This window comes from Prosthecobacter sp. (genome assembly GCF_044236155.1).
In the GTDB taxonomy this organism is placed as follows: Bacteria; Verrucomicrobiota; Verrucomicrobiia; order Verrucomicrobiales; family Verrucomicrobiaceae; genus Prosthecobacter.
This window is the reverse complement of record NZ_JBIIHA010000003.1, coordinates 203,164-223,004: the sequence shown is the minus strand read 5'-3', so window position 1 is coordinate 223,004 and position 19,841 is coordinate 203,164. Positions and strand designations below refer to the sequence as shown.

13 protein-coding genes are annotated in these 19,841 nt (G+C 61.7%); 3 read left to right on the top strand and 10 right to left on the bottom strand.

The genetic code is table 11. The features are described from left to right. Positions 1-19: 19 nt before the first annotated feature. Together ACILSE_RS04740 and ACILSE_RS04735 are read right to left on the bottom strand one after the other, a co-directional pair. Complete coding sequence (locus ACILSE_RS04740) at positions 20-1,420, bottom strand: DUF1501 domain-containing protein (protein ID WP_395716207.1); 1,401 nt, start codon at positions 1,418-1,420, stop codon at positions 20-22. Positions 1,421-1,501: 81 nt separating this feature from the next. Beyond that, the gene (locus tag ACILSE_RS04735; RefSeq protein WP_395716206.1) at positions 1,502-2,557 is read right to left on the bottom strand and encodes a metallophosphoesterase; all 1,056 of its coding nucleotides are present in this window, start codon (positions 2,555-2,557) and stop codon (positions 1,502-1,504) included. A 143-nt stretch (positions 2,558-2,700) separates the two neighbouring features. Here ACILSE_RS04735 and ACILSE_RS04730 point away from each other — a divergent pair, with 143 nt between their 5' ends. Further along, positions 2,701-5,682, top strand: a complete 2,982-nt coding sequence (locus tag ACILSE_RS04730) for a hypothetical protein (RefSeq protein ID WP_395716205.1) — start codon at positions 2,701-2,703, stop codon at positions 5,680-5,682. Between the two features lie 77 nt (positions 5,683-5,759). Here ACILSE_RS04730 and ACILSE_RS04725 read toward each other — a convergent pair whose 3' ends face one another. The 7 genes from ACILSE_RS04725 to ACILSE_RS04695 all read right to left on the bottom strand — a co-directional run bounded on the left by ACILSE_RS04725 (position 5,760) and on the right by ACILSE_RS04695 (position 15,239). Next, the gene (locus tag ACILSE_RS04725) at positions 5,760-5,900 is read right to left on the bottom strand and encodes a hypothetical protein (protein WP_395716204.1); all 141 of its coding nucleotides are present in this window, start codon (positions 5,898-5,900) and stop codon (positions 5,760-5,762) included. A gap of 173 nt (positions 5,901-6,073) precedes the next feature. After that, entirely contained in the window at positions 6,074-8,338 is a 2,265-nt protein-coding gene (locus ACILSE_RS04720) for a DUF1549 domain-containing protein (protein WP_395716203.1), read from the bottom strand. After that, positions 8,335-9,588: a DUF1501 domain-containing protein gene (locus tag ACILSE_RS04715; RefSeq protein ID WP_395716202.1), complete on the bottom strand. Its 1,254-nt coding sequence runs from the start codon at positions 9,586-9,588 to the stop codon at positions 8,335-8,337. The genes ACILSE_RS04720 and ACILSE_RS04715 overlap by 4 nt, the downstream gene beginning before the upstream one ends. Positions 9,589-9,701: 113 nt before the next feature. Further along, complete coding sequence (locus tag ACILSE_RS04710; RefSeq protein ID WP_395716201.1) at positions 9,702-10,451, bottom strand: sugar phosphate isomerase/epimerase family protein; 750 nt, start codon at positions 10,449-10,451, stop codon at positions 9,702-9,704. Between the two features lie 36 nt (positions 10,452-10,487). Then, positions 10,488-10,655 (bottom strand): hypothetical protein, encoded by a 168-nt coding sequence (locus ACILSE_RS04705; RefSeq protein WP_395716200.1) that lies wholly within the window; start codon positions 10,653-10,655, stop codon positions 10,488-10,490. A 63-nt stretch (positions 10,656-10,718) separates the two neighbouring features. After that, the gene (locus ACILSE_RS04700) at positions 10,719-12,518 is read right to left on the bottom strand and encodes an FAD-dependent oxidoreductase (RefSeq protein WP_395716199.1); all 1,800 of its coding nucleotides are present in this window, start codon (positions 12,516-12,518) and stop codon (positions 10,719-10,721) included. A gap of 36 nt (positions 12,519-12,554) precedes the next feature. Beyond that, the gene (locus ACILSE_RS04695) at positions 12,555-15,239 is read right to left on the bottom strand and encodes a hypothetical protein (RefSeq protein WP_395716198.1); all 2,685 of its coding nucleotides are present in this window, start codon (positions 15,237-15,239) and stop codon (positions 12,555-12,557) included. An 82-nt stretch (positions 15,240-15,321) separates the two neighbouring features. On the opposite strand from ACILSE_RS04695, the gene ACILSE_RS04690 reads away from it, so the two are divergent. Next, on the top strand, positions 15,322-17,406 hold the full coding sequence (locus ACILSE_RS04690) for a DUF1549 domain-containing protein (RefSeq protein ID WP_395716197.1): 2,085 nt from the start codon (positions 15,322-15,324) through the stop codon (positions 17,404-17,406). A 22-nt stretch (positions 17,407-17,428) separates the two neighbouring features. On the opposite strand, the gene ACILSE_RS04685 is transcribed toward ACILSE_RS04690, so the two are convergent. Next, a complete protein-coding gene (locus ACILSE_RS04685) occupies positions 17,429-18,970 on the bottom strand; it encodes a hypothetical protein (RefSeq protein ID WP_395716196.1) in 1,542 nt (513 codons plus the stop codon). Positions 18,971-19,123: 153 nt separating this feature from the next. Between ACILSE_RS04685 and ACILSE_RS04680 the strand changes: the two genes are divergently transcribed. Continuing rightward, positions 19,124-19,789: a hypothetical protein gene (locus tag ACILSE_RS04680; protein WP_395716195.1), complete on the top strand. Its 666-nt coding sequence runs from the start codon at positions 19,124-19,126 to the stop codon at positions 19,787-19,789. Positions 19,790-19,841 lie beyond the last annotated feature (52 nt).

Here is a 19,841-nt window from a genome sequence, read left to right as displayed (position 1 = left end):
TCAATCGGCTCGCTTTATTTCACGCCAGCACGTCTTTGATCACCTTCGCGCCCTCGACGCCGCTCAGGCGGGCATCGAGGCCTTGGAATTTGAAGCTGAAGGCGTTGTGGTCGATGCCGAGCTGATGGAGCATCGTGGCGTGCAAATCATGCACGGTGGTGATTTTTTCGATCGCCGCGTAGCCGAGGTCATCGGTCGAGCCATGCACGATGCCGCCCTGGATGCCCGCGCCGGCCATCCACACGCTCATGGCCTTGTTGTGGTGATCGCGACCGCTGCCGCCCTGCGACATCGGCGTGCGGCCAAACTCACCCGCCCACACGATGAGCGTGCTCTCCAGCATGCCGCGCTGTTTGAGATCGGTGATCAGCGCCATGCAGGCGCGGTCGATTTCCTCGGCCTTGAGCTTCACGCCGTCCTTCACGCCGCCGTGATGGTCCCAGTCCTTGTGATAGAGCTGGATAAAACGCGTGCCACGCTCCGCCAGACGACGCGCGAGGAGGCAGTTCGAAGCGAAAGAGCCATCGCCGGGCTGGCAGCCGTAGAGATCGAGGATTTTCTGGCCCTCGCCGCTCACGTCCATCAGGTCCGGCACGCTCGCCTGCATCTGGAAGGCCATTTCATACTGCGCGATGCGTGTGGCGATCTCAGGATCGTCCACCAGCGTATCGTGCGCCTTGTTCAGCGCATTGATCGCCGCCACATCGGCTCCCTGTCGCTCACGCGTGACGCCATTCGGGTTCGTCAGATACAAAACGGGATCGCCTTTGGCGCGAAGCTGCACGCCTTGATACTTCGAAGGCAAAAAGCCGCTGCTCCACTGCCGCGCCGCGATCGGCTGATTTTGCCCGCCACGGCCTAGCGAGGTCAAAACGACAAATCCCGGCAAATCGGACGCCTCCGTGCCGAGGCCATACGTCACCCACGCGCCCATGCTGGGCCGTCCGGCGATTTGCGAGCCGGTATTCATGAACATGTGCGCTGGATCATGATTGATCGCATCCGTGGTCATGCTGCGGATCAGGCAGATGTCGTCGATCACACTGCCGATCTGAGGAAACAGCTCACAAATCTCGATCTGGTTCTTCCCGAACTTCGCGAACTTGTGCTGCGGCCCGAAGCAGTTCAGCTTTTGCCCCTGTAGTTGAGCGAGCTGCTGCCCTTTCGTGAAGGACTCCGGCATCGGCTTCCCATCCATCTCCGCCAGCTTGGGCTTCGGATCAAACGTCTCCAAATGCGAAGGCCCGCCCGCCATCGTCAGCCAGATCACCCGCTTCGCCTTCTGCGGCAGCGGCAGCTTCGTCAAAACACCCGCCATCGGCGCGGCGGCAGCCGGTTTGAGCAACGAAGCCAGCGCAACGGCCCCGAGGCCTTGCGACGTTTTGCCGAGGAAAGCACGGCGATGAAGAGGGGAGATCATGTCCCAACAAAACGGGGCAAAGTATGAGTTTTTCTCGCGGAACTCACGGCATCCACCACTTCAAAGTCACATCTTTCAGACCTAAAGCGGAAACCTCCACACCTGCGGTGTCCATGCACCGGTCTGCCAGCCGTCCTTGGTGCCAAACTCGCGCACGCGCATCTCGTTCGCGGCGATCTCGACATGCAGGATGGCCTGCGCGGGCTTGTCGAAGTGCGCGGCGTTGTCGGTGTTCAGAAATGGGACGCCTTCGGTTACACGGTCGTCCTTGGTGCCATTCCAGCGGGCGATCTTCCGCGTGTGCGTGTGCCCGCACATCGTCGCGGCGATGCGATACGGCTTCAGCGCGGCGTGAAAGGCCTGCGCATCGCCGTAGTCCCACTCGTGGCTCTTCACTTTGTCATCAGCCACCGTCTCCGAGTAGCGATGCACATCCACATGATGCACCAGCACGACCGGGCGACCGCTTTTGCCGACCTGCGTCTCCAAATCCTGCCTCAAAAACGGCAGACTGCCCAGCGGTGCATAGCGTCGCGTGCGTGTGACCTCCGGCGCATCGCCCACGACGATGCCGAGCGCCACGAAATGCACGCCGCCCCAGTCCCACGAGTAGTGCAGGCCGTTCTCCGAGCGGTTCACGATGCCCGCACGCCGTTGATTGCGCTCCTTGATGCCCGTGATCACCGGACCATCGCCACGCGGGCTGTCGTGATTGCCATGCACCTCGCGCACCGGCCAGCGCAGTTTGCCATCGCCGCCATTCAGCCCCCAATCCGCCGTGAAAGCCGCGAACTCCGTCTCCGCCATCGCATATTTGCCCGGCCCTTTGTCGCCATTGTCCACGATGTCGCCCGCATGGATGACACCGCCCGGCACCGGCACCACGCCACCACCGATCTCCGTCGGAAAAGCCGTCCCAGGCAGTTCATTGAGCTGCCGCACCAGCGCCGCGTTGTAGCTCGCGGAGACTTCATCCATGACTTTGATATTCTCCTTCTGAGCGCAGTAATGCGTGTCCCCGACCACAAAGAACGAAACCGCGTCGGCACGCTCCGCCGCTGACAGACTCGGCAAGGCCGAAGCGGCGCTGGCAAACGCAACATCACGAAGAAACCGGCGGCGAGTGGTGGGAGTCATGGCTTCTCAAAAACGCTCCCAAGTTCCCAACCTATTCTCACTCGATGAACAAAAACGCTTTCGTTAGTGTGGGAAGCAGGAGCGAATAATGAAGTGATGGTTTTATGATTCATTCAGGTGGGTTTGTCTGTATTCATCGCATTATGGCCGCATTCATCCAACGCATCGTTCTTGTCCTTGCCGTCCTCGTGTTGCCGCTTCGCGGGGCTGAAACCATCGTGGCGTATCGCAGCAGGGGTGAGATCATCATCAAGCTGGAGCGCTTTGATTTGCTGCGTGAGGCTCACCGCACGCTGAGTGCCGATGTGCGGCTGCGACTTGGCGACGCGAAGGAGAAGCAGCTCGACATCGACCTCGCTGATCCGGCGATCAAAGGCACGCTGGTCCTGGATGTGACGCAACTCGGCTCAGTGGCGGGCTTGAGCGTCGCTTTGCGCGGCGAAGGTGGGAAGTTGGTCGCGGACAAAATCTTCTCGCCGTTGCCGGAGGTCGATGTGCGCCCGCAGATCGCGCTGGGGGCGGCGTTTGCACACATTCAGCCGGGTTCGGCCATGGAGGCAGCGCCGAAGATCGCGCTGCCGGATGTCACGAAGCTGCGGGAGGTCCGCATCGCGCCCGCAGGGCGCACGGTGGCGAAACAAGACATCACTTACCCGGTGATCTCGCGTGGTGATATGCCGCTGCGTTGCGCCAGCATCCTGGTGAGCCGGCAAACGGCGGCACCGGATGATCCGCACCAGGCCAGCCTCTACGTCACCTACAAGAAGGCGATCTATGCGGGCGAAAAACTCGACCGCTGGATGAAATTCCTCGTTGAAGTGCCGATTCAAAAGGCCTGGGGTGAAGGTCGCGGGGATGAGACCGTGCAGCTCGGCAGCGAAGTGAAAGTGCATGTCACGAACCAAGTGAAGGAGAAGGACTGGAGCGGTCGCCAGCGGCACATACTCGGCGAAGGCGATGACGATCTCGGACAAACGCTGTCCGCCACCGATGACAAAGGGCGCATCTACTTTATCGCGGAATATCGCGTCGTGCGCTTTGATCCGCACACGAAGCGCTTCGAGTGCTCGCCTCCGCTGGGTTTGCAAAAAATCTGTCCTGGCGGCGATGTGATGAAGGGTTCGCCTGGATGGTTGAGCGGGAACTGGCTCATGGTCTGCACTCGCGGTCGGGTCTTTCTCATCGACATCCTCGACTACAAAACCGCGCCCAACCCGCCGGGCGTCGATGTGCCGCAGCGCCGCATCGGCGGTGTGTTTTCCATCCCGCAGGACTGGAGCGACGCGACCGCTTTCGCCGCCGACACGCGGTTGCATGTTGGCTCTTGGGAAAGCGCCACGCCCACGCTTTACAAGACGCCGCCCGTCATCGGTGCAGCGGCTGATGAGCGAAAGCTCAGCATGCCCGTCATCACCGAGGCCGGACTGCTCATCGTGCCCGCCGGGAAAAAATCTGCCGGTGGACCGTGGCGGCTGGACCTCGATGACCAAGGCAACACCACCGCCTTTGGCGAAGTCACCTCACTCACCGACACGGTGTCGAAGGATGGACTCACAAGATTTTCACCCACCCGCGAGGCCACGATCAGCGGTGTGAGCAAGACCATGGTGCATCTCGCGGGCAACATCTTCGGCAGGCATCTCGTCGGTCCGGCGGGACTCGATGGCTTCGAGATTCCACGCGCCTCCATCCGGCAGTTGCTCATGCTAGACGGTTGGGATGCCTCAAAGCTCCTGCCGCCTGCCTCACGCCACGCCTACCGCACCTACGCCGGCGCACCGGAGGGCATCGTCACTGTGAAGTATGATTTCCTCCAGCAGCTCAAAGCCGCTCCCGAGGCGCAGGGCGCACTCGCGGATTCCTTGAACGGCGGCCCCAGCCTCGGCCCGGTGTTTCTCGTCACACCCATCCCCGGCGAGCCGGACAAAACGGCCGCCGTATGCGACTACGCAGTGTATCCGCTTTGCACGCTCGATTTTTCCGGTCTCGCGGAGAAGCGCGCCGTTTTCAAAACACCGCAGCCTGCAAAGGCCGCGCTGGCCACCGGAGTCGGTGCTTATGACTCCGCCTGGGTTGCTCATGGCGACGAGCAATGGTTGCTCATCACAGGCTACACCGGCATGACTCGCATCCGCTATTCGAAGGCCGGCAAAGTCTTCGAAAACATGAGCGCCGACAGCTTTCACACCCGCATGGCCCCGCAAGCCGTGGACGGCCACTTGCGCGGCGGCTTGAAGCAATACGACCGCATTTTCCCCGTCTTTGGCGGTCGCATGCTCGACAGCGGCACCGGTCGTCCCGGTCGCGGCGGCACGCCCTACACCACCGGCATCGAGTTGTTCAACATCAACGACCTTGCCTCCGCCGCGTCCATTCCGAGTCAGACCGCCGCGAATCTGAGCCGTTGCTGCGGTGCGCTCGGCACTCTGCAAAGCCGCATCGTCTGGAGCGCCCACGATGGCCGCCGCCGACAGGAGATTTTCGGCAGCGGCAGGCCCAGCCAGGTGTTCGTCGATGAACTCGATGCGAAAGACAAAGCCCTCGTTCCCAGCAACCTCGACGAAAAAATCTTCCTCTACGACGTGTCCGAGCAGCATGGCCTGCGTGACCTGCTCGGCTTTGCCATGCCGCTCACTGCGCAGGGTGGCAGCGCCGATAGTCACCTCGCCATGTCGCCCTGCCACCGCTTCCTGCTCATCCTCACTGACGATGCCACGCTTTATACCTGGAGCATCGCGCAGCGCCAGTTCATCGACGGCATCAAGCTGCGCACCCATGCAGGCGAAGCTGTCACCACCCTGAGTTTCCGGCGTCCGGGCGAAAAGATCATCACCTCGCCCGATGGCCGTTTTTTCATTCTCTCCGCGCAAGGTGCGGCGGTGCAGTTTGATCGCATCGACCTCAGTCCCGGCGGACAAATCCGCATCGAGCCGCACCTGCGCATCGAAGGGCACAGCCCCGCTGATTGCGAAGACCTCGACAACTGCGTGCGCTGCTTCATGCCCGATCTCCGTCGCCGCGATGGCTCCATCGACCTGATCATCGGTTGGGATTCAAAAACACGCTCCCAGGCCCAGCCCTCCGTGCGAGTCATCACCGACTTCATTCCGCCTGAGGGCAAGTGAGAGTCGTTTCATCCAATCATCGCTGCACAAGTTAACATAACCGCCGATGAGATGATCAAGCGGATTTTTGGCGCTCCCTATTGATGATCGTTCTGTTTCCCGTTTCCGCCCAACCACTTCACTGCGTTGATGAGCAGCGTCTTGAAGGCGGGATTGCCGTGCGCGTCGGCGGCGTGGCCGAGGGTGATGCAGACGATGCGGGCCTTTTCGTCCGTCACAAGCCACACGCTCGGGTGCGCCTTGCCTTTGTCGGGGGCGTTTTAGGCGAGGAGTAACTTGGGCAAGCGAGCCAAATGGACAAAGCAGTGGGGGCTAAGGACTAGCCCCCTGTGTGGCTCGGTTCCTTTGTTCTATTCGCAAGTTAGTGAGGAGTTTGGTGAACTGAGCCAAACTACTCGATGAACAAAAACGCCTTCGTGTTCAGCAGCGCGTGCACCATGTCCTCCGCCCGCGTGAACTTGCGGGCGGCCCAGAGGGCTTCTTCCTCCGGCGATGGTTTTCGGCTCAAAAGGGCCAGATAGGCCGCTTCGAGTTGTTGATCGGTTGTCGTGGCTTGGGTCACGTTGAGCATCAGCGGCGACCACGGTGAAAGCAGGGCACTTTCGGTCATGATTTCGTTGTTCATGAGCATGAGGGCCTGCGGGATGGAGGCTTGCAGGTTGGCGTTTTCGACGAAGTCGCGGTCGCTTTGGCCAAGTGTGCGCAATGGATGGCCGCGAGGCGCGGGAGAGTCGAGTTCGGAGGCGCGATGCCATTCGGCGAGGATTTTCTTCGTGTGGGTGATGAAGTCGTTTTGACGCTCGGCGGGGATTTGGAGGCGTTTCGCGAGTTCGGCGAGTTGAGAGGCTTCTTTGGCCTCGTCGGCTTTCAAATCGGCCTCGGTGCGCGGTTTGGGGCCGTAGCCGGGCAGCCACATCTTCCGCCAGGTCTCGCTGACGAGCACGCCGGGGTTCGGATTCATTTTGTAGAGGCTGTCTTCAAAGACCTGGACGCCTTTTTGAGCAGCGAGGCCGTGCAGGACGGGCTTGATGAACTTCTCGACCATCTTCGTCGCACGCTCGCGGCGGATGTCCCCCTGCGCGCGACGTAGCGTGAGCACTTTGGCGTCGTCTTTGGCGCGATTCGCCTGCGTCATCTCCTCCATGACGGCGGCTTCTTTGGCTTGCAGTTCCATGTCGGGGCCTAGCGCCTCGTAGGCGATGTCGAGGAGCTTTTTGCCGTCGAAGGCCAGGTAGGCATCACAAACCATCTGCGAGATGCCGACTCGACGCGCATCGGTGAACTCGCGCTGCTCGTCACGCGCATCCGGTTCATGCGAGATGAGTGCCGCGAGTGAATCCCATGCCTGCTCCGCGCTCATGCGGCGCAGCAGCGGGCCGGGAAAATGATACGCAGAGCCAACGGTGTGCGCCTCCAGGCTCGCCTGCGCCTGATACAAACGCGTGCGGGCGATGGTGCCGAGAAAGGCCTTCATGTCGTAACGCAGCGTGATCATGAGCTGCACGAGATGGCCCTCCAGTTCGGGGATCATGGCCTTCGTGTCATCGCGCAGGTTGTCGAAGCGCTCCGTGATCGGCAGGCCGAGCATCTGACGCCACAGGCGGTTCACGATGACGCGTGTGAAGCGCGGATTCTTCGGCGAGGTGAGCCAGTTCGCGAACGCCTCCGCCGAATCCTGCCCCGTAGCGATGGGCGCCGCCTCTCCCATGAGCGAGGCGGGCGTCATCACGTCGAAAGGCTTGCCGTCGTCCTCTTTGAAATCGTGCGGCAGCTTCAAGACGCTGTCCGCTTTGCGATTCAGGCCGATGGGGCTCAAAAGTTGCCCCACGGGATTTTTGATGACGCCGACGACCGGCCGATAGTGCATCGCGTCGAGCCGCTGCTGCTTGCGAGCCTCCGCTGCCTTGCCTCCATCGGTCGCGGCCTTCTTCTCCGCTTTGAAATCGGCCTCGATGAGATCCTGCCGACGTTTGATTTCGAGGCGGGCACCTTCAAAGGCCTCATTCACCGACTTGTTGGCATGCGTGTAGGCGGCGAGATGGTAGAAATCGGTTTGCAGCCACTTGTCGAAGGGATCGTTGTGACACTGCGCACACTCGATGCGCGTGCCGAGAAAGATGCGCGCCGTGAGCGCCATGTTGTCGAGCGGCATGTCGGGATCGCGCTGGTAGTAGCCGATGGCCGGATTGTCCCAGGCATAGCCTTTCGCGGAGAGCATCTCGCGCACGAAGACATCGTAGGGCTTGTTGTCGCGCAGGCTCTCACGGATGTAACTGCGGTAGGCGGCCGGGATGACGTTCGATGTGTTGACGTAGTGCGTCTTGAAGCGCAGCACATCGGCCCACACATTGAAGAAATGCGAGGCGTAGCTTTCGCGAGCGAGCAGATCGTCGATCAAGGCAGCGCGTTTGCCGCTTTCGCCTGATTCGAGGAACTGGCGTGCCCCCTGCGTCGTCGGGATGCGGCCAGCGAGATCGAGATAGATGCGCCGCAGAAACGTCTCGTCACTCGCCGGTGGATTCGGCGTGACCTTGTTCGCCTGCCAATGCGCCTCCAGCACGCGATCAATGGCCGCGGCGTGCTGCTGGAGGTTGTTTTGGGCCAAGGCGGCGCTCGTCATGCAAACGAAGCCGAGCGAGAAAAGGAATCGTTTCATGCGAAGAGGCTCGTGGCGGGCTTTCCTTTGTTCGCGACGGTGAAGGGGCGCATCGTGGGCGAGTGCACGATCTGCTCCAGCGGCAGGCCGAGGGCGTAGGCGAGCGTGGCGTTGAAATCGGGCACACGGAGCGCATCGGACTCGATCTCAGCACCTGTTTTGTCGGTGGAGCCAAAGACCGTGCCACCCTTCACGCCGCCACCGAAGAGCGCGGAGGAAAAGGCCTTGGGATAGTGATCGCGGCCTTGGTTCACATTGATCTCCGGCGTGCGGCCGAACTCACTTGTGACCACCACGAGCGTGTCTTTGAGCATGCCGCGCTGATGCAGGTCCTCGATGAGCGTGGCGAGTCCGGCGTCGAGCTTTTCGCAGAGATCGGGCGTGCCGACGAAGTTGTTCGTGTGCGTGTCCCAGCCATGCAGGCTCACTTCGACGAAGCGGATGCCATGCTCGACCAGACGCCGCGCCAGCAGGCAGCCCTGGCCGAAGGGATCGCTGCCGTAGCGCTCGCGCAGTTCCTTTTTCTCCTGCGTGAGGTCAAACGCGGCGATGTCGGCGCTCTTCATCATCTTGAAGGCTCCGTCGTAGGCCTCGGCATAGGCTTTCACCTCGCGCTGCGGATACTTCTTCAAAAACAACGCGTCGAGATCGCCCGCGACGGCCATGCGTGCCTCGTGCGACTCACGGGCGAGGCTCTTCGGCAACTCGATGTCGCGCAGACCGGCCTCGGGATTGTTCACGAAGAGCGGCGTGTGCACCGGCGGAAAGAAACCCGCGCCTGGATGACGGCTCGCATTGCCGATGTAGGCGCTGGCGGGCAGCTCGGGATTGCCCGGACCTTGAAACAGGCTCAGCCACGCACCGAGGCTGGGATGCAAGATGGTGCCGCGCTCCTCATAGCTGGTGTGCATGAAGTAGTTCCCCGGCGCATGCGCCCCCTGCGTGGAGGTGATGCTGCGCACGACGCTGCCATGATGCATCTGCTTCGCCGTGCGCGGCAGGTATTCGGCGAGTTGAATGCCATCCGCGCTCGTCTTGATGGCCTTCGTCGGTCCGGCCGTCGCGCCTTGCTTCGGGTCCCAGGTGTCGATGTGGCTCATGCCACCGTCCATGTAGAGGTAGATGATGTTTTTCGCCCTCGCGTTGCCCGCAGGCTTCGCATCGGCAGCAAACACCCGCGGCAGATGCACGCCGAGCAGCGTGCTGGCCGCCCGGGCGATGAAGTTTCGACGATGGAGAGGATGGTTCATGGTCACGCAAATAACACGTCATCCAGGCGCGGACTTGCCGCGAGAAAGTGCGAATCTGCCGCGAACGGGTGTCTCTCATACACCCAAGGCCCACGCCCTCGTTTGAGCCATGCTCACTTCAGCTCCGCGATTGCCGCACGCATGGCGGCGAGCACTTTCACGACTTCGGCGGCGGGATCGTAGTCCTTGCGGCCCATGGCGAGCGTTTCGATGGGCACGAAGCCGCGATAGCCGCCGTCGTGGATGATCTTCGCGAGCTTCTTAAAGTCGGTGGGCGGTGTCTTGAGGCTGCTGCCGAGCGTTTCCTTGATCTGCCAGTTCACCGCGTGCGGCACCATCATCGCGATGTCGGCATACGGATCTTCGGTGAAGTATTTGCCGGTGTCCACGAGCGCACCGCACCAGGCATGATCGACGCGCTTCAGCAGGCTTACGTGCTCCGGGCCAGTGCTGAGGAAGTCGCCGTGATTCTGCACCGCGACGATGACGCCATGTTTCTCGCCATGCTCGGCGCAGTCGCGCAGCGCCTCGGCCATCCACTTCTCCACCTCGTCGCGCGAGGCACTACCAGCAGCGCCCTGCCAGTCCTTCGGATTCTTTTGCTGCGGTCCGGCAAACACGCGCACCACCGGTGCCCCCAGCCGCGCGGCCACCTCGATCCACCGCTTCGTCAAGGCCACACCCTCGGCACGCACGGCCTTGTCCGCCGTGGCGAAGTCATTCTTCACGCCTGTGCCGCTGATCGTGATGCCGCGATCATGCGTGTAGTGCTTAATGCGGGCGATGTAGTCGCTCGTCGGTGCATTCGGATAACCGGGAAAGAAGTAGCCGGTGAGATCCACCGCCTCGATGTCATGCTTCACGCAGAAATCGCACACGCCGAAGAGGTCGATGCCCGTCTAGGGATCGGCGATGTTGGCATTGAGCTGTTCGAGGAACGAATACGCATTCAGCGTCGGCGTGAAGCGAGCTTTGCCCGTGCTCGGGAGCGGCGAGTAGGCCGCTTGGGAAGTGGCGGCTCCGAGTGGAGCCAGAGCAGCGAGTTGAAAAAGGCGACGGCGGTTCATGAGTGTTGGAATAGGCAGAAGAATGAGTTTGAGAGCAATTTCGGGCCACAGGCAAGGTGAAGGCTATTTCCCACCCACCTTCGCCTTGAGCCGCTCCTGCCAGTCCTTGTGCTTCTGCTTGAAGGCCTGGAACTCGCGATACTCGCTGGGTGAGATGCGGCCGTCTTTGTCTTCGTCGATGGCATCGAAGACCCATTCGTAGCCGGGCTTGGATTGGTTCCATTCATCGCGGGAGTTCCAGCCGGCGGCGCTGGTTTCGTTGAGTTCGAGGATCTGGCCGGCATCGAGCAGGGCGCGGCGGTAGCGCGGGAAGTCGATGGCTTGCACGGCGGTGTTTTGCTGGATCGCATGCGCGGCGGCGATGCCGGCGGAGAGGCCGAGGGTAATCCACACGGGCTCCATGCGGATGCAGGTCATTGCGATGTGGCTGGCGGAGCAGCACACGGGCACGAGGAGGTTCTCGCACTCGCTCTGCTTTGGCCGGATGGCGCGATACGGCAGGCGATGGATGCCGCTGTGTGCCGGGTTCGCCTTCATGATGCTGAACTCGCCGCCGCTGAGCGCGATGCCACCCTCGTGCGCGATGCTGGCATAGGGCCAGTCATCGACGCCGTAGCTGCCGAGGCCGACGGAGTCCTCGGGGCTGGCCGCGCCTTCGAGGTCCTTTTGCGTGACGACGTAGTCCGACTTCATGCGTCGCGCCTCGCGCACGTAGAGCTGATGCGGCCAGCCGTTTGTCTCATCAAAGATGCCGCGCTGAAAGCCGATGGCCTCCGCTCGCTCTCGCATGTCGGGTGGTGCGGAGGGATCGGTGCGCAGGAAGTGATACATGCCGCGCACGAAGTTCATCTGATCCCGCCAGATGCGCGAGCGCGTGACCCAGTCGCCATCGGGATAGGCGGCGTTCTCACCAGCCATCGACTGCGCCCAGAGTGCGCGGCTTGAATTCCCGCTGAAGATGCCCCAGCCGTTGTTTTGCGAGTATTCGCCGAGCACATGCATCTTCCGCCCCGCTCGCATGTCCACGCCCTTCTGGAAACCGCGACGGAAGATCTCATAGCGACGCGGATCATAGTCGTCGGGTTTCTCGATGCGGATGGGGTCTTTTCGCGTGAGCACCCAACGAAAAGCATACATCATCGTGAGCTTGTCCGCGCTCCCGAGCGGGCCGATTTGTATGTCCTGCACGAATGGCAGCAGGCCGCTCTTCGGATCGCCGGGCTTCACATACGGGTCGATGTCGTAACGCATCAAGATCGGCCGCACGCCACCGAGCGACTCGCCATACTCCTCGCGCGATTCGCGGCCCCAGGTGTAGCTCACGCCGGACTTCGCCATCAGATCGCCCTCATACGAGCAGTCGATGAACATCCGCGCCGCGACGGTCTTCGCGTTCTTCGCCAAAGGCTGCTCGATGGGGCAGCCGAGCTTGTCCGCCGGCGCGTGATCGAGCGTGATGCTGCGAATCCGAGCGCCTTCCTTCACCACGCTCGCCAGCCGATGCTCATAGATCACCGGGATGCCAAGCTGGGCGAGTTCGCGCTTGTAGAGCTCACGCATCGCCACGTCGTCCTTATCGATGAGGAGCTTCAGCGCCATCTTGCCCACCGAGCGCTTGTAGCCCCAATCAATCGCGTTCAACCCACCGCCGCTCATGCCGCCCAGCCATCGCGAAGGCTCCACAATGATCACTTTGGCCCCTGCATCCGTCGCACCGAGCGCTGCGGCGATGCCACTGGCCGTCGCGCCATAGATGCAGACATCGGCTTCGACGGCATCGGCCGCGAGCAAGCGCGGATCAAAGGCACACGCGGCGAGTGTGGCGGTGGTCGTTTGGAGGAAATGGCGGCGGGTGGCGGGCATGGTGGTCTTGATGCTGTGGGTAGCTCAGGGAAAAAATCACCGCCGCAGATACACCGTCGCGGACCAGTCGGAGCGTGCGGTGCGCAGGCGGTAGGCGGCTGTTTTAACCTGCGGCGCTTCTTCAAACTCACGCGCCGTTGTTTTCACCGGCTCCCAAGCGCTCCAGCCGTTCTCGCGGAGAACGCGACGTTCGAGGGTGCCATCGACGGTCCAGGTGAGTTTGCTGTTTTCGAGCATGAGGGTTGGTGGTGGCTCGTAGCCGGTGGTCTGGCCGTTCCAGCGCCGCTGGTGGATGGCGTTGGCGACGTAGTGCGGGGACCAGAGCACAAAGCCTTCGCCATCGGGGCGCACGATGAGCTCGTGCATGCCGTCCATCAGGGGCTTGAGCACCTGCGGGCCGAGATCGAGCCGGCCGACGAGGCTGAGGTCGGCGCGGCGATAGACGAGCACGGTGAAATGATGCGCGTAGGCGATGAAAAGATAGTCGCCGCACAACGCCGCGCCGTAGGCCTGGTCTTTTGTGCGGGTGTCGATGACGACATTGTGCAGCAACTCCGCGCTCTGCGTGACGATGAGCTTGCCGTCCTTGATCTCGCAACGTTGCAGCAGGCGTCCGAGCGGCCAGTTCATGCCGCATTCGTTCGGTTTGTCGGCGGGAAAGCCGAAGAGGAAGACCTCGCCACGCTCGGAGTCGATCTCGAAGCCGCCGAGGCGTGCTTTGCCGTCCTGCCAGGGCGGCGGGAGTTCGAGCAGCGTGTTCTCCGGCGCGTTCCATTTCCAAACGGGAGCACCGTGCGCATTCAGACCGATGAGTGCGAGTTTGCGCAGATGGCGCGTGCCTTTGATGCGGGTGATGAAGGCGTAGTTGCCCTGCTCGTCGATGTTTTGAAACGCGGTGTCGCTGTCGTCACGCAGCGCTTTGGCGTATTCAGCGGCATCGAACTGGCCGTCGCCGTTGTCATCCGTCCAGATGATGCTGCCAAAGCCCAGCGGCTGGTGCGGTGGCCAGATTTTCGCGGTGTGGCGCGGTGCGATGAGTGCGCAGGGGATGGCGGTGTCGTCACCGTCTTCAAAACGGAAGACGCACATGGGATTGCCATGCTGCGTGGTGGTGATGAGGAACTTTTTCCCGAACCAGCGACGCACGCCATAAACGAGGGCGCTGCCGTTCGAGCGTGGATCATCGGGGAAGCGGGCGCGGTCGAGCGTGCTGGCGATCCACTTTTCGTCGCGGTAGTGATTGAAGCTGGAGAAGACATCGCGTGGCGATTGCGGATCGGCATCTACGCTGTCGAGGAAGCTGGTGCCGTGCAGGCTCCACTTTGGCTCGAAGTCCGGCGTGAAGGCATGCAGGCGGCTCTGGCACATGCCGGCCATGCCGACATCGCACACATACAGACAGCCCTGCGCATCAAAACCGATGCCACGGATGTTCTCGAAGCTCTGCGGGCCGATTTTGCCCTTCTGCGACCTCCATCCGCCTTTTTCGCCGAAACTCACCTCGTGCTTCATCTGGCCGTTTTGATCGGAAAAGCCGTGAATCTGATGCTCCGGGCCTCCATCGGCCACGAAGAGCCTTTTCGTGCGCGGATCGATGGCGATGTCCATCGGCTGCGTGATGTCGTTGAGGCTCGCTTTGAGCTCCGCGCCTTCATACTTCAACACACGGCCCGCGATCACCTGTGGCGGCGCATACGCAGCCATACGGCACATGGTCAAATCGGGTGAGAGGACGCGAATGGCGCGGATGGGCTGCGAGGCATCGAGCGTCACAAACTCCTCCGGGTAGTTGTAGAGCTTGTCGAGTGGCGTGGCGACATCCGCCCACGGGCCGTCGCGGCCAGCGGCGCTCGTTTGCACCTTCAACTGCCGGAAGTCCGCCTTCGCGCTGTCGCCCATGAGGCTGAACCGGGAGACGGCCACGGCTTTGCCGAAATCGAGGCCGACAAACGCGCCCGACGTGTCCTTGGCGATGTATTTGATCTTGTCCGAGGTGCTCACGGCCTGCTCGAGGCCGTGCTCCGCGTCGATGGCTTCGCTGCCAAAGACCTCGCCTTGCAGCGGTGTGTGTGCGTAGGCGGAAGTAGCCCGCTGAATGACCCACAGCGCCCCGTTTTCATCCACGAGCATTTTGCCCGCACGCTCCAACGCGATGTGAAAGTCGAGCGGCTTCAGCGTCCTCAACGACAGCGCTCGCACGCCTTCGTCATCCGCGAAATAGACGCGATCCCGCGCCTCGTCGATGGCGAGGCCGGTGATGCTGCTCTTCTGCTCCGGCAGATAGGTGGTGCGCTGCTTCGCACTGTCGAGCGCCTTGCCAGCGCGCCTTTCAAAGAGCACGAGCGTCATCACCGGGCCGTCCTTGCTCTTCACCTCACGCGCATAGGCCGCGAAGTGCTCGCTCACCGCCACCGCCTCGCCCGAGTTCACTCCGAGGCCGGTCATCTCCGGCAGCGCATCGCCATCTTTGTAGATGCCCGCCGCCCGCAGGCCCTCCTCCCACTTCGTCGTGAGAAACACAAAGCCCTCCGCGCTCACCGCCATGTCCGCCGTGTAGAGCTGCATCCACGTCTGCGAATTGTCGGCAAAGCTGTTGCCGCGAATGAGTGTGTTGCCAAAACCCGTCGTCACACATGGCAGCCGCGGAATCGACGCGATGTCCGGCGCAGGCATGACCTGCGCAGCAGCGGTGGTGGCGAGAAGGAGATAGAGGAAGCGCATGCGGCCGAACAAACGCAGGACAACCAGCCACTCTTGTCCGTGCTGAAAACATGACTGCGATCACGCCGTTTAGAGCGCCTCCATGCGTTTAGGCCTCTTTTTCCTGCTTCTGTCTTTTGTCTCGCTTTACGCGGATGAGGCGGCATCGCGCATCGATGCCCTTTTGGAGCGTCATTGGCAGGAGAAGGGGCTGTCACCGAATGCTCCGGCCTCGGACGAGGTCTTTCTTCGCCGCGTGTATCTGGATGTGATCGGACGAATCCCGACCCTGGAGGAGGCTCGCGCGTTTTGGGCCGATTCGGGTGCGGATAAGCGAGCGCGGCTCATCGACCGCCTGCTCGCCAGCGATGGCTATGCGCTGCACTGGTTCAACTACTGGGCCGATGTGCTCCGGGCGCAGTCCCAGCTCACACGACGCGGGCATCACGCGGTCTTTTGTGATCTCATCCGCGAGGCGCTCCGCAGCAACAAGCCCTACGACCAATGGGTGCGCGAGATGCTCTCCGCACGTGGCGACATCTTCAACGCACCTGGCACCGCCTTCTACCTGCGCGACACGGGCATGCCGCTGGACAACCTCGCCAACCTCACGCGCATCTTTCTCGGCACACGCATCGAGTGCGCCCAGTGTCACAATCACCCCTTCGATAAATGGTCGCAGATGGATTTTTACCAGATGGCGGCCTTCACGCATGGCAACGAGTTCAGCCACTGGAAGAAGATTCCTCTCTTTCGTGCCGCCTTGGACCTCGTGGGGCCTTACAAAGGCCCGGAGCGGCCCAAAATGGGCGTCACCATCGAAAATGCGCTCAGCCCGCAGACCTTCGCGGGCATGGTGTGGACCGGCCTGCCGCTGAAACTCCCGCACGACTATCAATACAACGACGGTAAGCCGCATGAGGCGATCAAACCAGCCGTCATGTTCGGCAAAGCACCGCCAGCAGCCACGGGCGAGGGCCAGCTCGATGCCTTCGCGGCCTGGGCCACCTCGCCGGAGAATCCGCGCTTCACCACGGTGATCGTGAACCGCCTGTGGAAGCGGCTTTTCGGCCTGGCAAACATGGAGCCGCTCGATGAGATCATGGACAGCTCCACGCCCGTCATTCCCGCGCTGCAACGCGAACTGGAGAGCCAGATGAAGGTGCTGCGCTATGACATGAAGGCCTTTTTGCGCGTGTTGCTGCACACCCGAGCTTATCAGTCGCAGTGCGTGCGCGGAGAGATCGCCGCCGGTGACAGCAGTCACTTCACCGGCCCCGTTTTGCGCCGCATGACCGCCGAGCAGGCCTGGGACAGCCTCGTCACGCTCATCAATCCCGAGCCTGATCTGCCGAACCGCGTCATGCACGACTACCTGCGGAGAAGCCGCGCCATCGCCCGTGACACCATCCTCTCGCAGCGCCTCATGAGCAGCAGCGAGATCTTTGAAGGCGTCAAAGCCGCTGCCGCCACCTATGTGCGCAACGCACAGACCGCCCAGCGCCTGCAAAAGGAACTGGAGGCCGCCCGCGCCGCTGATGACAAGGCACTCGCGAAGCAGATCGGTCTGCAAATGACGACCGTGGAAAACAACCAGCGTGATGCCGTGAGCGCGCATCTCATCCGTCCTGCGGCTCAAAAACTCGCGGCGAAGGAAAAACGCTCCGTCGCCCATCTCGATGGACCCGATGCCGGTCTTCGCGGTGGCGACCTGCTGGAAAAAGTCGGAGCCGAGCATCGCGACGCCACCAAGTGGCAGGACCTCCTCGCCCCCGAAATGCAGCGCCGGGCCATCCCCGAGGCCTCACGCGATGCCTTCATCAAAAATCGCCTCAGCATGTACACCACCTACCTGCGTGCCTCGGAACTCGATCAACCCGCGCCTGGCGGTCATTTTCTGCGCGAGTTCGGCCAGAGCGACCGTGAAGTCATCGAAAACGCCAGCGCCGACGCCTCCATCACGCAGGCCCTGCAAATGATGAACAGCAGCCTCATCCCCCGCGTGCTCGATCCCTGGAACGCCCTCATGCTCGACCTCCGCGACGAGTCCGACCGCGTCGAAGCCATCTACCTCGCCCTTTTGACCCGCAAGCCCACCGCCGCCGAGAAAGCCCGCCTCAAGGACGCGAGCACCGAGGACATCGTCTTCGCCCTGCTCAACGGGCAGCAGTTCTTGTTTGTGCAGTGAGGTTGATCGGGCTCCCGAAGACTCACTCCACCCAAAACGAGAACAGCCGCCCGTTCTGCACGCTGAACTCCAATCTCACCGGCTGGTCTTTTCTCGCGGAGAGCTTGGTGAGTTCGGGAAGGGCGATGTCGATGGCATCGCGTTCCTTGATCGTGATCTTTTGCAGCGAGACGCCAGACTCATCGAGCAGGCTCACCGTGAGGATGCCGAACTTCGCCGCCGCATTCACATGCAGGGTGCCGCCATCGTGAATGAAGGGCTTTGTGCGCAGGATACCGGGGCGGTAGTTGCCCTCCATCGCGACAAAGCGGTCGCGCTGAATCGTGGCGAGGCCGAGCGAGCCGCGAAACGGCGACACACCGGCGAGCAGCTTCGGATTGTCCTCAGGAATCCAGCGCGTGCTGTGCAGGCCATTGCGCCCGGTGTAGTAAAACCACAGCTCATCACCGACGACGAGCGGATCGGCCGTCGGTGGCGAGATGACGCTGCGATCCCACTCGCCAAAGCCGCCCTGCGCGAGAAAGGGCGAGCGGTCGCTGAGACGCTGCCAGGTTTTGTTATCGCGGCTCACGGCGAGCTGGATGGGCAGCGTGACGCTGTCAGGATTGTTAAGAAACATGTGCACGAGGCCGATGTGCAGCCCGGCATAGGGAATGCTGCGCATGTCGTAAATCTCCGTGGTGGGCGTGTCCTGCGCATCGCTCGCCAAAACGAGATCACCCTTCTCTGGCGTCCAGTGGATGAAGTCCGCGCTTTCGCAGCGGATCACGGCGCGGCCCGCGTTGTATTGCAGATTCGGCTCGGCGGCCTGCGCGGCCTTTTTTGCATCGGTGACGACGCCAAAGGCACGCCCGAGCATGATCCAGCGCTGACGCTTCTCATCCCAGGTCACATGGATCGGCGCATCGAGCGTGGCGTAGCTCGCGGGTTCGTTGTGCGGCGTCCAGTGAATGCCATCGGGGCTGAAGGCCACGCCCAGCGCGGTGAGTTTGCCCAGTTTCGATGTGGGAGTGCGCTGAAATTTCCGGTCGATCCACAGGTAAGCCATCTTGTAGCGCTTCTGCGGATCGGTCTCGCGCTTGTCTTTGATGACGCCGCTCGCGTAGCAGAAATACGTCCATCCGCGCTCACGCGACCGCAGGTAGGCCAGCTTCTCCGGTGGCGCTTCCTTTTGATCAAACTCAAAGCCGCTGAGGATCACGCGATTCGTCGGCTCCGCGTCGAACTCGGGAAACAAATGCAGCTTGGGCCGCTCCCAGGTGATGCCATCCTTGCTCGTGAAGTAAAACACGCCCGGCCCGCCGCCGTCGATCCACGCTTTGAAGAGGCGTTCCTCCTCATCAAAGATCACCGATGGCAAAAAGTAGCCCTCCGGCTCCCAGGCGGCCCGCGGCACGATCATCGGATTCGCTTCATGCTTCCGCGCCTGCTGCACGCGTCGCGTGAGATGCTCCGTGTGCTCGATGAGATGGTCGTCGAGGAAAAGCTGATGCGTCTTGCCAATGCGGACGGGCTCGGCGGCAGTGGCCGAGAGAACGATGAAGAGAATGAAAAGCGAACGCATGCACCGCATACGTCCGCAGGAGGGCATTACTTCTTCCCGAGGTTGTTTGGTTCTGCCGCATGCTCACCGGCAACTACGAACGACATCACCAGACGCTGGCGAGGTGTCCAGTTCATGACTTGCAGGGACATTGGTGAATGACATGTTTGCGTCATGTTGCTTCGTTCTTCTATTTCCGGCTTCCTGATGCTCCTTGTCTGGGCTTCATTGACCTGCTTTGGGCAGGAAAACTTGCTGGATGAAGCCAGATGGAAGAGTGAGGGCCTGACCCGTGCCACAAACAGCTTTGTCAGCGTGACTCGTGCGCCGCATCCAGAAGGCGAAAAAGTGTCCGCGCTTCATTGCGAGCGGGAAGCTCGCTGGTGGGGCGATTTGGTGGTCGTAAAGCATGACGGGGATGCCGTGTTCGGTTTTGTTTCCCTGCCTGCCGACTATCTGGAGGATGCGGGACATTACGTGCGCGATTTCTACTGGCGAGAAATCCGCGAGGTAGGCTGGGTGCTGCATGTGTTTACAAGTACCCATCGCCGCAACGGCTCACTCTGGCTTCTCGAACTCAAAGACGGGCAAATGCGCTCCTTGATGCACACACGTGCAGTGGCGCAGAATGATGAGCGTTGGTTTGACCATGGACAGTTGCAGATCGAACACATGGACGGTGATGCATCCAAGCCAGTCATGCTGAGACTGCACGGAACTGAACATCGAGTGGATGAAATCGGAAGAACATCTTCAGCCAAAGTGGATCAACGATGGCTCTGGGATGCTGCCAAACGCCAGTTCGTGCCGATGACAGGTTCCCAAGTGCCGTCGAAGTGACGAAACATTACCCAATTCTGAGCCGAAGGCTCCTTGGACTGCGGCAGCCTGC